The following is a 16,671-nucleotide window of genomic DNA, read 5'->3' on the forward strand; positions in this document are numbered from 1 at the left end:
CGATAGTTCGGGTTACTGGCTGGATAGTGGCGGACCGCGCCAGAAGCGCCGTTCTTGAAGCATCGTCCACGGCGGCCTGAAGCGTCCCAGTTGCAGACGAATGGCACCTTGCTCGGCGCTGTCGTAGATCGCCACACCGCGTTTTTGATAGCGCGCCACAACCGTGGGATGGGGATGGCCGAAAGAATTGCCGTTACCACGGGAGATCAATACCGCTTTGGGTTGCAAGGCGCTGAGCAATGCCACCGAAGACGAACTGCGACTGCCATGGTGCGGGGCCTGCAACCAATCCGTCCGCACTGCCAATGGACCGTCGAGCAGCGCCCGCTCGGCTGCGGCATCGATGTCGCCGGTCAGCAGCAAGCGCTCGCCGTTGGCTTCGACCTGTAGCACGCAGGATTTCTGATTGCTGTCGCTGGCTGACGGCCACTGCCAGAGTTGAAACTTCACGCCGTCCCAGGCCCATTGCTGACCACTCTCGCAGCCCTCGGCGTGGAGTTGATCTGGCAGGGCCAAGTGATCGCCACTGAGTACTTGCTTCACCGGTATTGCGTTGGCAACTGCTCGCGCACCGCCGGCGTGATCGGCATCGGCGTGGCTGATCAGCATCAGATCAAGGCTGCTCACACCCAGTTTGCGCAATGATGGCAGCACCACCCGCTCACCCAGGTCGATATCGCCGAACCGTGGCCCGGCGTCATACAGCAAGGTGTGATGGCGGGTACGCACCAGGATCGCCAAACCCTGACCGACATCCAGCTGCCAAACCTCGGCCATGCCTTCAGGCAACGTGTGTCGGGGCGGAAAAACCAGTAACAGCAACATCGGCCAACCCAACGGGCGCAACGGCACGCCTCGCGGCAGCAACAGCACAAAGGCGCCCAGCGTGCCGAGCGCCCATACCCACAACGGGACCGCCACTGGTATCCATGCGGGCAATTGCCCCGCTATCAACGCCAACCCCTTGAACAAAAGATCGATCAGACCGCCGGCCAGCCACAGCAATCCTTCGCCCACATAAGGAACGGGCAACAACATCGTCCCAAGCAAAGCTGGCGGCAGGACCACCAGACTGACCCAGGGCACTGCGAGCAAATTGGCCAGTGGCCCACTGAGACTGATCGGCAACCCCAGCACCAACAGCAGCGGACACAAACCGATCGCGATCAGCCACTGGGCACGAGTCCAGGTTTGCCACCAACGCCACGGACCCAATCGCCCGCCGAAGGTGAGAATCAGCACCGCCACCGCCGCAAAGGACAACCAGAAACCCGGTTGCAGGCTCGCCAGCGGATCCAGCAGCAAAACACCGTCAAGCGCCAGCAATAACGGCCACCATGCGCCGAGGTGACGAAACCGTAGTCGCCACAACAGCACCAGACCGATCATCAGGCAGGCCCGGCGCACCGGCACCTCGAAGCCGGCCAGCAGCCCATAACCGAGCGCCGCCGCAAACGCCAGCCCGCACGCCCATGGCAGCCACGGCAAGCGCTTGGGCCACACACCATAACGCGCCAATCCGGCAATCAGCAGATACACCACCCCCGCCAGCAGGCCGATGTGCTGCCCGGAAATCACCAACAGATGCACGGTGCCGGTGTCTTGCAGCACCTGCCAGTCCTCACGACTCAGCCCGGCGCCATCCCCCAGCACCAACGCCGTCAGCGCGCCCGTTCGCCCCTGGGCATCCACGACCTGCAAACGCTGACGGATGCCGTCGCGCCAGGCCCACTGCGCCTCCCTCAGGCGCTGGCCGTCCTTGACGGTTCCGGTGGCGCCGATGTGCCGGGCCAGTAGCCAGGCGTCGTAATCGAACCCATGCGGGTTGAGCAACCCGGCAGGACGCTTCAATTTGACGGCCAGCCGCCAATGTTCGCCGCTGTTGACGGGAGGCCCGCCATACCAGGCCAGGCGCAGGTGCCCAGGCAGCTTGGTGCGACGGGACTGACTGTCCGTCAGTTCGAAACGCACCACCTCGTCGGCCTGCTGCGGCAACCCGGTCACACGACCTACGACCCAGCGCGTCTCACCATCGAGCTTCAGCGCCAGGCGATCATTCATCGCCCACTGTGCATTCGCGCCCGCCCAACTGAAACCGAACAGAAAAAATGCCAAGGGAATAGTTCGAAACGGCAGCAACATCAAACCCGCTACCGGTAACAACAGCCACAACCAGACCGGCGGTAATGCCGGTAAAAAACGCAAGGCCAGCAGACCCAACGCCAGCGCCATCATCCCTGTGCGCATAAGCCCGTCCTTGAGAGTCCCCTCCCTAGGCGTAGCCGCTGCGCCGCACGTATGTCGTTATCAATTGTCACAAAGTCTGAATGGGCGGTTCGTAGAATCAAGACATACTTGCCGCCTTAACCGACCGAGAAGCCTTATGCCCCGGCGCTTATTCAAACGTTACATGCCAGATCCGACCAGCATCAGGGAACACAAATCCTTACGCTTTCTCGGCACCCTGCTGCATGACCCCAACCTCTGGCACCTCAACCGCCACTCGGTCGCGCGGGCGATGGCGGTCGGTCTGTTCGCGGCGTTTCTGCCCGTCCCGTTGCAGATGTTGTTGGCGGCCATCCTTGCCATTGTGGTGCGCGGCAATATGCCGATTGCCGTCAGCCTGGTCTGGCTGACCAACCCGATCACCATGCCGGCGGTGTTCTTCTGCACTTACCAGACCGGTGCCTGGTTGATGGACGTCCCCGCCCGCAGCCTGCCGAATGAGCTGACCTGGGAATGGATCAGCGGCGAACTCTCAAGCCTGTGGCAACCGTTCTTGCTCGGCTCGGTAGTCACGGGGTTGGTGCTGGGTGCCCTCGCCTATTGCCTGGTGATGATGTATTGGCGCTGGTGGGTGAGTCGGCAGTGGAAGCGGCGTAAGAAAAGCCGGATGCAAGAATGAAAAACGGCCTCCGCTTGGGAGGCCGTTTTTTTGCGGTGCCTGGGCTGACGTCATCGCGAGCAGGCTCGCGATGCAGGCGATTCGGTCTTCCTTACGTACGCATCCCACGCCCACTCACCAGCAACCGCGCACAACCGATGTACAGCACAACAGTCGCAATGAGCATGAAGGCGATCGCCACGCTGATCCTGATATCCGACACACCGAGGATGCCGTAACGGAAAGCGTTGACCATGTGCAGCACCGGGTTGGCCAGCGACACGGTCTGCCAGAACGGTGGCAACAGGCTGATCGAGTAGAACACCCCGCCCAGGTACGTCAGCGGCGTCAGCACAAACGTCGGGATGATCGAGATATCATCGAAGTTGCGCGCAAATACCGCGTTGATGAAGCCCAATAGCGAGAAGATCGTCGCCGTCAGCAGCACCACCAGAACGGTCACGCCCAGGTGATGCACCTGTAGCGTGGTGAAGAACAGCGACAGCAACGTCACGATGATCCCGACCATCAACCCGCGCAGCACGCCGCCCAGGGTGTAGCCGATCAGAATCGTATGGGGTGACACCGGCGACACCATCAACTCTTCGATGGAACGCTGGAACTTGCTGCCAAAGAAACTCGATACCACGTTGCCGTAGGAGTTGGTGATCACCGACATCATGATCAGCCCCGGCACGATGTACTCCATGTAGGTGAAACCACCCATGTCGCCAATCTGCCGACCAATCAGATTGCCGAAGATCACGAAGTACAGAACCATGGTGATGGCCGGCGGCAGCAGGGTCTGCGGCCAGATCCGGGTGAAGCGCTTGACCTCACGGTAAACGATGGTGTTGAGGGCAACGAGGTTGGGTTGCAGCTCGGAACTCATACCGCCACCTTCGACAGATTCTTCTCCACCAGGGACACGAACAACTCCTCGAGGCGATTGGTTTTGTTACGCAGGCTCAACACTTCGATGTTCTGCTGCGCCAATTGGGTGAACAACGCGGTAATGCCCATGGCCTTGTCGACCTGGACTTCCAGGGTATGACTGTCGATCAGTTTGGTCGGGTAGCCGAGCAACTGTGGCGCCACTTGCAACGTGTTCTTCAGGTCCAGCAGGAACGTCTCGACATGCAGTTGGCTGAGCAACTGTTTCATGCTGGTGTTCTCGACGATCCTGCCGTGATCGATGATGCCGATGTTGCGGCACAACTGCTCAGCCTCTTCCAGGTAGTGAGTGGTGAGGATGATGGTGATGCCTTTTTTGTTCAGCTCGGTGAGGAAGGTCCACATCGAGCGACGCAATTCGATATCCACCCCCGCCGTCGGTTCGTCGAGGATCAGCAGGCGTGGTTCGTGAACCAGTGCCCGGGCGATCATCAGGCGGCGCTTCATGCCGCCGGACAGGGAGCGCGACGGCACATCGCGCTTGTCCCACAGGCCCAGTTGAGTCAGGTACTGCTCGGCGCGTTCCTTGGCGATTTTCGCCGGGATGCCGTAGTAGCCGGCCTGGGTCACGACAATGTCGAAGGTCTTTTCGAACTGGTTGAAGTTGAACTCCTGGGGCACCACACCAATGCAGCGCTTGAGTGCCGCCGGTTCCTTGTCCAGGTCGTGGCCGAAGATATTCACCGTGCCGCTGGTCTTGGTCACCAGGGTCGAAAGAATGCCGATGGTCGTGGATTTGCCGGCGCCGTTAGGGCCGAGCAAGGCGAAAAAGTCACCTTCGGCGACATCCAGATCGATACCACTCAGGGCCTGGAAACCGTTGCCGTAGGTTTTGGTTAGCTGCCGGATGGACAGAGCGGAACTCATATCGGATTTACGCACCAGGAAGGGAAGAAAGGAATAAATAAGGGCGGGCGGCGAGCAATGCAACCGCGGCGCATGAGCGCAATGGTGCTTGTCGCCGCCACACAAGTACAGTCACGCGTGTCGATAGTGAGTATTAAGTCAACGCGGTCATGACTGCCTTCTGATACGCCGGACGCTGTTTCAACCGCGCGTACCAGGCTTCGAGATGAGGCAGCGGCGCACGTTCGATCGGCATCTCGAACCAGGCATAAATGAAGCTGCCCAAGGGAATGTCGCCCATGCCGATCTCATCGCCCGACAGGTATGGCTTAACCGCCAGCGCTTGATCGGCCATCGACAGCAAATCGTCGCATTCCTTGATCGCAGCCTTGATGGCCGGCCAGTCCTGCTGGTGTTCCGGGGTTCGCAATACGCCCCAGAACACCGTGCGGAACGGAGCGGCAAAACTTGAGGTGGTCCAGTCCATCCACTTTTCCGCCGAGGCACGGGCCTGCAGGTCTGTCGGATACCAGGCCGTATCGCTGGCATGACGGGCCATCAGGTAACGGACGATGGTGTTGGATTCCCACAGCACGAAACCGTCATCTTCAATCACCGGCACGCGGCCGTTGGGATTCATCGCGCGGTACTCTGGCGTGTCAACCACGCCAAAGGCGCCGCCGGCATCGATGGCTTCATAGGCCAGACCCAGTTCTTCGGCCGCCCACAATGGCTTCCTGACATTCGACGAATTTTTCCGACCCCAGATCTTCAGCATGACCGCCCCTTCTTGGATGAATGCGCAGGCAGCATACGCCGGATCAGACGCGACTCAAATCGCTCTGCATATCACCCAGCAGCACCGGCAATTGCTCGCCGAACAGATGCGGATAGCACTTTTCCAGGTGTTCGAAAAAGAACGCTTCCGGCACATCAGTGAACTGGCCGTGATCGATCAGATATTCCATCAACTGCTCGCCGTCACGGTTGAAGGGGTGGAACACGCTGTCGTTGATCCCATCAAACTCCAGCGGCGCGACATTGAACAGTTCGCAGAGCTGTTGATTGAAGGCTGGAGTGGCTTTGACCCAACGATCGTTCAGGTACAACTCGGTGTAACCATGCATGGCGAACACATCGCTCTTGAGTAGTTCGAGCAGACGCGGCGTCGACAGGTGATTGCGCACATCTGCCAGACCGATACGCGCCGGAATCCCGCAATGCCGGGCTGCACCGGCCAGCAGCGTGGCTTTGGGCACGCAATAACTCTCCCCCGCCGCCAGCGCATAGCTGCCGCGCAAGGTCTCTGGATCGCGGCTGAAGGTGTAAGGGTTGTAGCGCACGGCCTCACGCACTGCGTAATAGAGATTGATCGTCTGTTCGAGCGGATCGCGCCCGGCGCCACGATGTTTTTCGGCGAACTCCACCACCGAGGGATGGTCACTATCGATGAAGCGGCCGGGGCTCAGACATGCGTGCATGGGAACAATCTCCTGGGGGAAGCCACGAGTCTAGCGACACCTTTAGCACAGAGATAACGACGTTTCGGCCAAATATCAGCGTTTAGCGCCCCTTCTACAAAAGCGCTTAACCGTCCGCCCTCGAAATAGCCGACGAGTTTCAACCGTTGCTTCCTACAAACTCAGACCTATCGCTCTGACCTCCACTTTTATGGATGCCGTCTAAGCTCTGAAAGTGGTTTTGCCCCTGGCTTCATGGAGAATTGAATATGTTGCTGTTGTGGATACTGATTCTGGTGGTCGGGATTGCCTACCTGGCACATCGGCGCACTGCGCCTCTGCCCGCCTTGGGCATCATCGCCGTCTATCTGCTGGCGATGGGCATCTTCAGCCACGCCCCCGTCTGGCTGATGCTGATTTTCTGGGTAATGCTCGCGGTCGTGGCCGCTTTCCTGTTGTTGCCGGATCTGCGCCGAAGACTCTTCACGGCCCCGATGTTCAGCTGGTTTCAAAAAAACCTGCCGCCGATGTCACAAACCGAACGTGAAGCCATTGAAGCTGGCACGGTCTGGTGGGACGGCGAGCTGTTCAGCGGTCGCCCGGACTGGAACAAGCTGCTGGCCTATCCAAAGGCGCAACTGAGCGAAGAGGAACAAGCGTTCATCGATGGTCCGACTGAAGAGCTCTGCGCGATGGTCAGCGATTGGCAGATCGGCCAATTGCTGGATCTGCCGCCCCAGGCTTGGGATCACATCAAACAACATGGCTTTTTTGCCCTGATCATTCCCAAGGAATACGGTGGCAAAGGCTTCTCGGCTTATGCGCACTCCCAGGTAGCGATGAAACTGGCCACCCGCAGCGGCGACCTGGCGTCGACGGTCATGGTGCCCAATTCCCTCGGCCCGGCGGAGCTGCTGTTGCATTACGGCACTGACGAACAGCGCAATCATTACCTGCCACGGCTGGCCCGCGGCGACGATATCCCTTGTTTTGCCCTGACAGGCCCGATGGCAGGCTCCAACGTCGGCGGGATGACCGACACCGGGGTCATCTGCAAAGGTGAATGGGAAGGCAAGGAAACCCTCGGCCTGCGTCTTAACTGGGAAAAACGCTACATCACCCTCGGCCCCGTTGCGACATTGATCGGTCTGGCTTTCAAGGCCTATGACCCGGACCATCTGCTGGGCGACAAAGTCGACCTGGGAATCAGTCTCGCCCTGGTCCCAACCCAGACCCCCGGTGTAGAAATCGGTCGCCGTCACCTGCCGTTGGGCGCCGCCTTCATGAACGGTCCGAACGCTGGCAAGGACGTGTTCGTGCCGCTGGAATTCATCATCGGCGGTCAGGAAATGCTCGGCGAAGGCTGGATGATGCTGATGAACTGCCTGTCGGTCGGGCGTTCCATTTCGCTACCTGCCATCGGTACCGCTGCGGGCAAGTTCAGCAGCCTGGTGACAGGCCAATATGCCCAGGTTCGCGAACAATTCAACGCCCCGCTGTCAGCCTTCGAAGGCATTCAGGAAGCACTGGCGCGGATCGGCGGCAGTACCTGGTTGATGGACAGCGCACGGATGCTCACCGCCAATGCGGTCGACCTCGGCGAAAAACCGTCGGTGCCCTCGGCCATTATCAAATACCACCTCTCCGAACGCGGTCGCGAGTGCATCAGCCACGCCATGGATGTTCACGGCGGCAGGGCCATCATGATGGGGCCAAACAACTACCTGGCGCGTAACTGGCAAGGTGCGCCCATTGCCGTCACGGTCGAAGGTGCGAATATCCTGACACGCAACTTGATGATCTTCGGCCAGGGCGCTATTCGCTGCCATCCGTTCGTGCTCAAGGAAATGGCCCTCGCCCATCGCGAAGACAAACAACAGGCACTGATCGAGTTCGATGCGCTGCTGCTCGACCACATTGGTTTTGCCGTGTGCAACGCCGCCAGCACCTTGGTGCTGAACCTCGGCCTCGGGCATTTCGAACACATGCCCGGGGACAGGCTCAGCCAAGGCTATTTCCGTGCCCTCAACCGTCAGGCCGCAGCCTTTGCTCTGCTTGCAGACCTGAGCATGATGCTGCTGGGCGGTGATTTGAAACGTCGCGAACGGCTGTCCGCACGTCTGGGTGATGTGCTCAGCTACCTGTATCTGGCCTCCGGCGCACTCAAGCGTTATCACGATCTCGATTCACCCGAGCATATGCATCCGCTATTCGCCTGGGCCATGGAGGAGAGCCTCGGCCAGTCCGAACGTGCGCTGGACGAACTGCTGACCAACTTCCCGAACAAGGTGCTTGGATGCCTGATGCGGGTGATGGTGTTCCCTTTCGGTCGTCGCCACAGAGGCCCGTCGGACAGACTGGCGGCCCAAGTCGCAGCCGTCATCGGCCGTCCCAAGGGCGATCCAACGCTTGAGGAGTTACTGGGCGGCTGCTATCGCCCACAATCACCAGAGGATTCAGTCGGTGCCCTGCAGCACGCTTGCGATTTGCTGAACGCTGCCAAACCGGTACAGAAAAAACTCAATACGGCGTTGAAAAGTCGCCAGGTCAAACCCACTCTCGGAGAATCTGCCATCGATGCCGCTCTGGAGGGTGGCGTCTTGCAACCGGTTGAAGCCCAGGCCTTGCGCGAGGCAGAAGTGGCGCGACGCAAGGTGATCGATGTCGATGATTTCGACCCAAAGGGGCTGGTAATGGCCAAAGGCAAGGTCCGCTGATCCGGCGGAGCCTGTGTCTTGCATGGGGCTCTTTACTATGTGCTCTCTATCATGGGAAAAGGGGCGCAAGAGCTTTATACTCTCGCGCCCGTTTTGCTCTTGAGGACTTATCTCGTGTCCAACGTCGTTGCCGATCATCTCGTCTTGCTCGACCACCTGCGCAGCATCCTGGTCGCCGTAGGTGAGGCCGAACAGGTTCCCGAAGAAAGCCATGCCTTGTTCCTGGAGCGCTTCGACGAACTGCTGGCGTCACTGCCGATCGAACCGATCGAAAGCCAGTACCTGGGCCAGGACATCCTGACGCAGGTCATTTCCCGTTATCCACAAATCGCCCACCTGATTCCACGGGACCTGCTGTGGTACTTCGCCGGCGACTGCCTGCACTACCTGGCCGACGAAGAAATCGACCTGTACCAGGCCCTTGAAGAGCGTCGCTTCGAAGCCGAACAGAACGATGAACCGTTCGACTGGAATCAGGAAAAACAGCTGCTGGCGATGTCGAACCAGGACAGCAAGCACTGATCCCCAATCAGTAATGCAAAAGGCCCGCATGGTTGAATATGCGGGCCTTTTTTGTTGGCCGGGGAGATCAAAGCAACCCATCACTTTCGGGCAATTCATACTCCGCCGCGACCTTGCCCAACCCACTTGGCTTGCCCGGCCTGCTCAAGGTTGGCTCCTTCTCCAGGCATTCCACCAGATAGTCGATAAACACCCGTAACTTGGGCGGTAGATAACGGGTTGGCGAATGCAGCAGCCAGGCGCCTCCGTGGTAGGATGCCAGAAAAGTCCAGTCCGGCAGTACTTGCACGATCAGCCCTTGTTCCAGCGCATACCGGGCGGTGAAGTACGGCAGGCTGCCGATTCCGATGTGTTGCAATACCGCGCCCAGTCGCACGCCTGTGTGATTGGCGGCATAACGTCCGCGCACGCCGACGGTGACGGCTTTGCTGCCTTTCTTGAATTTCCAGCGCGCATCGCTCGGGGTTTCGCCCAGATAGATACAGCTGTGGTTAAGCAGGTCGTGAGGATGAGTCGGCGTGCCGTGTTCAGCCAGGTACTGCGGCGTCGCACAGAGCAAATGATCGATGGTCAGCAACTGCCGCCCCACCAACCCCGCAGGCGGGCGATCGGTAATACGGATCGCCAGATCGACGTTGTCATCGATCAAATCCACCTGACGGTCCTCGAGCAACAACTCCACGTTCACTTTGGGATAGCGCCGCAGAAATTCCGGCATGTGCGGGTGAATCACGAATCGCCCGACGGCTTTAGGCACGCTGACGCGCACCAGCCCTTCCGCCTCATGGGTGAACTGACCGCTGATTTCCATCACCGATTTCGCCGCGCTGACCATCTCCTGGCAACGCTTGAACACCTCTTCGCCACCGTCACTCAGGCGCAGCTTGCGCGTGGTTCGTTGCAGCAGCCGCGTGGCGAGGGCCTTCTCCAGCCGCGAAATGCTGCGACTCACCGCCGAGGGAGAGGAGCCCAATTGGCGTGCTGCTTCGGAGAAACTGCCAGTCTCGACGACCTTGACGAAAATCGCCATTTCACCGAGCAGCGGCAGGGGAAGATTTATGCTCACAGCGCAACAGTCCTTTGATGATTGAACGGATTATCACGCAATTCCACGGTTCATATAATAAAAATAGAAACTTTAATAAGGGCATGGAATATGACGCTTCGCCTCTTTTTCCATAGTGATGACCTCAAGGCCAATGTGGAAGTCCTGGATTGCACGCCCTACGAGAACGAATTCGCAGTAGTGCTGCGTGCCACACTGTTTCATCCTCAGGGCGGCGGGCAACCCTGGGATACCGGCTGGATCGGCGAAAGCCAGGTGCTGCGCGTGGTTCAGGATCCGGACCGGATCATCCATTTCGTCGATCATCCGGTAAAACTCGGCATGACCCAGATTCGGGTCGACGAGCAACGCCGCCGGTTCAACACGCGCATGCATTCCGCAGGGCACCTGATCGGTCACTTCGTCCAGGCGATGGGCTGGATGCCGACCAAGGCTCATCACTGGCCGGATGAAGGACGTGTCCAATTCAAGCCGGGTGATAGCGCGCAGGAGGTCGATGCGCAGACGATTCAGCATGGCATCACGCAATGGATCGCCCATGACCTGCCGCGCCTGACGTCGTTGCGCGAAGGCGCCCGGGAAATCGGTTTCGGTGAGCTGCCCGCCTACGGCTGCGGCGGTACCCATGTACGGAGCCTGAAGGATTTGGGCACGGTCACGATCGCTTCCCTTTCACAGAAAAAGGGAACGCTGTCAGTCCACTACAGCGTGGACTGAACATTTGGGCGATGTCGGCCCCGTCATCGCCTGACGCCGGGGGAGCCTGCATTCGCGGGCTCTGTTGACTATCGATAGATGGACCTAAAAACATGATGCTTGACGTCGAGCGTCTCGATGAGACGTGCATACAAAAACTGGCCAACGAAGAAGTCCTCGCCATCCGCGTCAAAGGCTTGTTGCCTGGACCGCTGGCGATCCAGATCGGCGACAAGATCCTCGCCCCTGGCTTCGAAGGCTATATCAACGCGCCGAGCATCGGCCGCATCGGCATGGCGTTTTATGAAGCGGAAAACCAGCCGCTGCTGATCGAGGACTATTTCGAGCGCGCCACCAGCAATATCGCCGAATTGCGCAGCCGTTGCGCGCCCTACTCCTCTCCTGTCGATACGTTGCGTTGCATGCTCGACGAGTCTTGGCCGGCGGGGGCGCATCTGGAAAATCTCTATGGCCGCAAGATGTATGTGGGGCTATCCCGGGTCGTGAAGCCTGGGGTGTGCTTCCTCGCCCATCACGACATTTTCGCCAAGGATGCCCCGGACAGTTTCCAGGCCAAAAGCCTGGAAGCGCAGTTCGCCTGCAACGTCTACCTGAACATGCCGACCGAAGGCGGCGCGTTGCAGATGTGGGACCACGACATTTCCCCGGACCAGTTCGACGAAATGCGTGGCGACAGTTACGGCATCGACCCGGCCTTGCTCGGCCCGCCGACCCTGGAGATTCGTCCTGAGCCGGGTGATTTCATCATGTTCAATTCGCGCTGCATGCACTCGGTGACCCCGGGTGTGGACGACCCGCGATTGAGCCTTTCCTTCTTTGTCGGCTATCGCGGCAATGCTTCACCCCTGACTTTCTGGAGTTGAGATGTTTTCGAATTACCTGGGCGAGTTTCTGGCGCTGGCAACCATCCACTTTCTGGCCGTGGTCGCCCCCGGACCGGACTTCGCCGTGACCATCCGCCAAAGCGTGCGTTTCGGCCGTTTGGTGGGCATCTGCACGGCGCTGGGCATCGGCGCGGGCATTTCCGTGCATGTGCTTTACACCTTGCTCGGCGTGGGAGCACTGATGCACACCACGCCTTGGTTGTTGACGGTGGCCAAGGTCGTGGGGGGTGCCTACATTTTGTACCTCGGCGTGAGCCTGATACGCAGCAAACCCAAAACCGTGCTGGAAGGCGACAAAGGTGCAGACGAACCGGTGGTCGAGCAAACGTTGCTGAAGGCGTTCACCACAGGTTTTCTGACCAACGCCACCAACCCCAAGGCCACGCTGTTCTTCCTGGCAATCTTCACGACCATCATCAGCGCCTCGACACCGCTGCAGATTCAGGCGCTGTACGGGGTGTGGATGTGTTTCGTGAATGCCTTGTGGTTCGTGATCGTGGCGCTGTTTTTTTCCAGCACCCGGGTGCGGTTGCTGTTCATGCGCATGGGGCACTGGTTCGAACGAACCATGGGGGTGATCCTGATTCTGTTCGCTGGCCGGTTGATTCTGTCGATGTAAAACAAACGGCCCGTCAGTCTGACTGGCGGGCCGTCGATTCATTGCTTGCTTGATAACCCAGACATTTACCAAAGCGCCAGGGTATAGCTGACGATCAAGCGATTCTCATCCAGATCATTGCCAAAGTTCGAACGCACCGACGCGTTGCGCCATTTAAAGCCCAGGCCTTTCAACGTACCGTCCTGCACCACGTAAGCGATATCGGTGTCGCGCTCCCACTCCTTGCCCTCACCCGGAGCACTGCGCTGCACGTTATTGCCCGAGATGTAGCGGGTCATAAAGCTCAACCCCGGTACACCCAATGCCGCGAAGTTATAGTCATAGCGCGTTTGCCAGGAGTGTTCGTCAACGTTGGCAAAGTCACCGATCTGCACGAAGTTGACCAGGTACGGATCGCTACGTCCGATGTACGGAAACGGATCATCGCCGCTCATGCGCTGATAGCCCAAGCCCAGTGCATGGCCGCCGAGGCTGTAAGTAAACATCGCACCGAGAGCCTGGTTGTCGAGGTCACGAAAGTTGCCATCTTCAATGCTGCGCGCATAGCGCACGTCGCTCTTGAGCGACTGGCCGGCCCCCAGATCCAGCAGGTGGACCAATCCGAGGAAGTTTTGCTGGTAGATATTTTCCAGCTTGCCGTAGCGGTACTGCGCTGTCAGGTTCGGCAGGAATTGATAGTCAGCCCCGGCGAACTGGAACTTGTCGCTTTGCCCGCCGATGCGATTGGCGGTCATGTCCTGGTAGTCGGTGGAGTCGACAAAGTTGATCTGCGTGAGTTGCCCGGCCGTCAGTTTCAATCGGTCAATCTCCTGAACATTCACCAGGCCGCCTTTGAAAGTTGACGGCAACAGGCGAGTGTCGTTGGAGTTCACCACCGGATCCTTGATCTGCAAAGTTCCCAGTTTCAGCGTGCTCTTGGACAAACGTACTTTGGCGGTCAGGCCCAACTCGCCATAGCGATCCTGCGAGCCGCCCGACAAATCCGGCGGCAACAGATTGGTGCCCGCCGTGCCGCCGCCGGAGTCCAGTTTAAAACCGGCCATGCCCAGCGCATCCAGACCAAACCCCAGCGTGCCAGCGGTATACCCGGACTCCATCCGCAACAGAAAACCCTGTGCCCATTCCTCGGCTTTGTCACGCGAGCCGTCCTGGCGGAAATCGCGATTGAAGTAAAAGTTGCGTGCCTCCAGGCTGCCTTTACTGTCGGCAATGAAATCCGCCTGGGCGACCGGTGCGCCGAGCAAGCTCAAGCCGAGCAATGTGCCGACCGGGAGGTACAACCGTTGGGTGGAAAGCGAATAGTTCATGCCTGCTCCTGTTTCGGACGCGAGCGAGCCCTCTCGGGGGCGTTGCGATCGCGGCCGATGTTTGTCGATTAGCCATGGATCAGCGACGTCTGGGCACAATTGCCCAGACGTGTCGGGGTTCAGGACTCGAGTTGACGACCGCGGGTTTCCGGCAGGCTTAACGCGGCCAGAATCACCACGCCATAGGCACCGGCAGCGAAGATTCCGATCCCCGTACCAATCGGCAACGTTTCGCTCAGTGCACCGATCAACAACGGAAACAGCGCGGCGATGGAGCGCCCGGCGTTATAGCAAAAGCCCTGGCCCGAACCGCGCATGCGGGTCGGAAACAACTCGGTCAGAAAAGCGCCCATGCCGGCAAAAATGCCCGAGGCGAAAAAGCCCAACGGAAAGCCCAGCCAGAGCATCCAGGTGTTGTCGATGGGCAGTTGGGTGTAGGCCAGAACGATCGCCATGGAGCCGACGGCAAACAGGATGAAGTTCTTCTTCCGGCCGATGGCATCGGTCAGCAATGCACTGGTCACATAGCCGATGTAGGAGCCGACGATCACCATCGCCAGATAGCCGCCAGTGCCGAGTACGCTCAGGCCGCGCTCGGTTTTCAGGTAAGTCGGCAACCATGTGGTGATCGCGTAATAACCGCCCAGCGCACCAGTGGTCAGCAACGAAGCGCGCAAGGTGGTACTGAGCATCCGTGGTGCGAAGATTTCAAAGAAGGCCCAACGCGAATCCTTTTCAGGTTTGGCCTTGCGCTCAATACAGGCCTGCTCGAAGGTGTCCGACTCCTTGACCAGTCGGCGGATCACCAATACGAATAGCGCTGGCACCAACCCGATCATGAACAGCGCCCGCCAAGCCTCTTCCGGTGGTAGAAAGCTGAATAACCCGGCATAGAGCAATGCCGTAAGCCCCCAACCCAGCGCCCATCCGGCCTGCACCATGCCCACGGCCTTGCCGCGATCCTGGGAGCGAATCACCTCGCCAATCAGCACCGCACCCGCTGTCCATTCACCGCCGAAACCAAAGCCCATCAAAGTCCGGGCCACCAGCAGTTGCTCGTAGTTCTGTGCCAGTCCGCAGAGGAAGGTGAAGAAGGCGAACCACAGCACCGTCAGTTGCAGGGTGAGCACCCGACCGATGCGGTCGGACAGTATTCCGGCGATCCAGCCACCCGCCGCCGAGGCCAGCAGCGTACAAGTGCCAATCATCCCGGCATCGCCCTTGGAGATGCCCCAGGTTGCGATCAGGGTCGGAATGACGAAACTCAGCATCTGTGTGATCCAGGGCATAGCCGATCTTGCAACTCCAGAAAGTACGCTTTTCATTTTTCGACAGGGGGCCGTACCAACTGAACGGGCCGGTGCGGCCCGAACCTGAAAGCACGTGGTCAGTCATGGTCTTTTCCATGGGAGTTCCTGCGGCAGCAAGCGAAGATGACGGACACGCCTCATTATTTTTTTGTGAAGGCGTTGTCGTGGGGGGCAGACGCAGTGGCTGCGTCGTGGAGCGGATTCTTCGCGCCAAGGCCAAACTGCGTCAAACGGGAAAAAAACGAGGTTATGCATAAGAAAATTTGATACCCCCGGCGACGAACTCTGGAGTAACAATTACTGCACCCCCACCACGGTTCTCTGTGGAAAAGCAGTGAACGCCCCACCACGAGAATCGCCATGAACCTCAAATTTCTCGAAACCTTCGTCTGGGTCGCACGCCTGCAAAGCTTCAGCCTTACCGCAGAGAAAATGTTCAGCACTCAGGCAGCTATCTCCAGCCGGATTGCCTCGCTGGAAGAAGAGTTGGGCCTGCGCTTGTTTGTGCGCGATTCGCGCGGCGTGTCGCTGACGCTGGAAGGTCTCAAGGTGCTCGACTACGCCGAGCAGATGCTCGAGGTTCAGCGAGCGTTGAAACACTCGCTGGATAACACCAACCCGCAACAGGGCCTGGTGCGCATCGGTGTGATGGATACGGTGATCCACACCTGGCTCAGTCCGTTGATGTCAACCTTGATGCAGACCTTCCCCGCCGTGGAAATCGAAATCACGGCCGACGCCGCACGCAATCTGTGCGATCAGCTGCAAAAGGGCTATCTGGACATCGTGTTCCAGACGGACCTGATCCGCCACGAAAGTGTGCGCAACCTCGAACTGGCGCACTACCCCATGCACTGGATCGCCGCCAGCAATTCAATCTATGCCCGCCCCTATGCCTCACTGGCCGAAATGGCCAGTGAGCGCATCATCACCTTCGTCAAAAACTCCCGGCCGCATCAGGATGTGCTCAACCTGCTGCACGCACATGGCATCAGCACGCCACGCGTCAGTTGCGTCAATTCGGTGTCGGCCATGACCCGGCTGATTCGTGACGGCTTCGGCATTGGCGCCTTGCCGGCCGCGCTGGTGGCCAAGCCCTTGGCCAGCGGCGAGCTGATTCAGCTTGAACCGGGTACTCGCTTGCCGCAGCTGGATGTCGTGGCTTCATGGCGCGCCGGCGTCGGCCTGGAGTTGATCGAGAGCATCGTCGATATGAGCCGCCAGGTAGTCTCCCAATACGCTGCGGATGTCGGCCCGCTTCGAATGGTTCCGGCACCCGGTCTCAACAGCCGACGGACTCTTGAATAACTTTTTGTTGTCCCGGGGTAACAACATTCCTGGTTGGACGGCATCTTCATGGTTTTCTAAAAAGGCTCATCGAACCT

The 16,671-nt window shown here is 59.1% G+C and carries 14 protein-coding genes and 1 pseudogene; 7 read left to right on the forward strand and 8 right to left on the reverse strand.

Translation table 11 applies throughout. The annotated features are described in order from the left end of the window. Window positions 1-12 precede the first annotated feature (12 nt). Entirely contained in the window at window positions 13-2,247 is a 2,235-nt protein-coding gene (locus PSH97_RS20745) for a DNA internalization-related competence protein ComEC/Rec2 (RefSeq protein ID WP_305446506.1), read from the reverse strand. A gap of 136 nt (window positions 2,248-2,383) precedes the next feature. On the opposite strand from PSH97_RS20745, the gene PSH97_RS20750 reads away from it, so the two are divergent. Continuing rightward, the gene (locus PSH97_RS20750; protein WP_305446507.1) at window positions 2,384-2,905 is read left to right on the forward strand and encodes a DUF2062 domain-containing protein; all 522 of its coding nucleotides are present in this window, start codon (window positions 2,384-2,386) and stop codon (window positions 2,903-2,905) included. Window positions 2,906-2,996: 91 nt separating this feature from the next. Here the strand turns inward: PSH97_RS20750 and PSH97_RS20755 are convergent, their stop codons facing one another. The 4 genes from PSH97_RS20755 to PSH97_RS20770 all read right to left on the reverse strand — a co-directional run bounded on the left by PSH97_RS20755 (window position 2,997) and on the right by PSH97_RS20770 (window position 6,165). Beyond that, window positions 2,997-3,776 (reverse strand): ABC transporter permease, encoded by a 780-nt coding sequence (locus PSH97_RS20755; RefSeq protein ID WP_305446508.1) that lies wholly within the window; start codon window positions 3,774-3,776, stop codon window positions 2,997-2,999. Continuing rightward, entirely contained in the window at window positions 3,773-4,705 is a 933-nt protein-coding gene (locus tag PSH97_RS20760; protein ID WP_305446509.1) for an ABC transporter ATP-binding protein, read from the reverse strand. Before PSH97_RS20760 ends, PSH97_RS20755 begins: the two co-directional genes overlap by 4 nt. A 133-nt stretch (window positions 4,706-4,838) precedes the next feature. Continuing rightward, a complete protein-coding gene (locus PSH97_RS20765; protein ID WP_305446510.1) occupies window positions 4,839-5,462 on the reverse strand; it encodes a glutathione S-transferase family protein in 624 nt (207 codons plus the stop codon). Between the two features lie 43 nt (window positions 5,463-5,505). Next, window positions 5,506-6,165: a transglutaminase-like domain-containing protein gene (locus PSH97_RS20770; RefSeq protein ID WP_305446511.1), complete on the reverse strand. Its 660-nt coding sequence runs from the start codon at window positions 6,163-6,165 to the stop codon at window positions 5,506-5,508. Between the two features lie 248 nt (window positions 6,166-6,413). Between PSH97_RS20770 and PSH97_RS20775 the strand changes: the two genes are divergently transcribed. Continuing rightward, window positions 6,414-8,861 carry an acyl-CoA dehydrogenase gene (locus tag PSH97_RS20775; RefSeq protein WP_305446512.1) on the forward strand — a complete coding sequence of 816 codons (2,448 nt, stop codon included), beginning with the start codon at window positions 6,414-6,416 and terminating at the stop codon, window positions 8,859-8,861. Window positions 8,862-8,975: 114 nt separating this feature from the next. Further along, window positions 8,976-9,383, forward strand: coding sequence for a PA2817 family protein (locus tag PSH97_RS20780; protein WP_305446513.1), 408 nt, complete (start codon window positions 8,976-8,978; stop codon window positions 9,381-9,383). Window positions 9,384-9,450: 67 nt separating this feature from the next. On the opposite strand, the gene PSH97_RS20785 is transcribed toward PSH97_RS20780, so the two are convergent. Further along, window positions 9,451-10,449, reverse strand: coding sequence for a LysR family transcriptional regulator (locus PSH97_RS20785; protein ID WP_305446514.1), 999 nt, complete (start codon window positions 10,447-10,449; stop codon window positions 9,451-9,453). Window positions 10,450-10,539: 90 nt separating this feature from the next. On the opposite strand from PSH97_RS20785, the gene PSH97_RS20790 reads away from it, so the two are divergent. From PSH97_RS20790 to PSH97_RS20800, 3 genes are all read left to right on the forward strand, one after another. Then, complete coding sequence (locus tag PSH97_RS20790; protein WP_038982069.1) at window positions 10,540-11,166, forward strand: serine-tRNA(Ala) deacylase AlaX; 627 nt, start codon at window positions 10,540-10,542, stop codon at window positions 11,164-11,166. A 92-nt stretch (window positions 11,167-11,258) separates the two neighbouring features. Beyond that, window positions 11,259-12,029 carry a 2OG-Fe(II) oxygenase gene (locus tag PSH97_RS20795; RefSeq protein WP_305446515.1) on the forward strand — a complete coding sequence of 257 codons (771 nt, stop codon included), beginning with the start codon at window positions 11,259-11,261 and terminating at the stop codon, window positions 12,027-12,029. A 1-nt stretch (window position 12,030) separates the two neighbouring features. Further along, window positions 12,031-12,669, forward strand: coding sequence for a LysE family translocator (locus PSH97_RS20800; protein ID WP_305425693.1), 639 nt, complete (start codon window positions 12,031-12,033; stop codon window positions 12,667-12,669). Window positions 12,670-12,734: 65 nt separating this feature from the next. Here PSH97_RS20800 and PSH97_RS20805 read toward each other — a convergent pair whose 3' ends face one another. Next, window positions 12,735-13,976: an OprD family porin gene (locus PSH97_RS20805; RefSeq protein WP_305446516.1), complete on the reverse strand. Its 1,242-nt coding sequence runs from the start codon at window positions 13,974-13,976 to the stop codon at window positions 12,735-12,737. Window positions 13,977-14,095: 119 nt separating this feature from the next. Next, window positions 14,096-15,371, reverse strand: a pseudogene (locus tag PSH97_RS20810) (MFS transporter). A gap of 275 nt (window positions 15,372-15,646) precedes the next feature. Here PSH97_RS20810 and PSH97_RS20815 point away from each other — a divergent pair. Then, complete coding sequence (locus PSH97_RS20815) at window positions 15,647-16,594, forward strand: LysR family transcriptional regulator (RefSeq protein ID WP_192343974.1); 948 nt, start codon at window positions 15,647-15,649, stop codon at window positions 16,592-16,594. Window positions 16,595-16,671 lie beyond the last annotated feature (77 nt).

It is taken from the genome of Pseudomonas cucumis, assembly GCF_030687935.1.
GTDB lineage: Bacteria > Pseudomonadota > Gammaproteobacteria > Pseudomonadales > Pseudomonadaceae > Aquipseudomonas > Aquipseudomonas cucumis.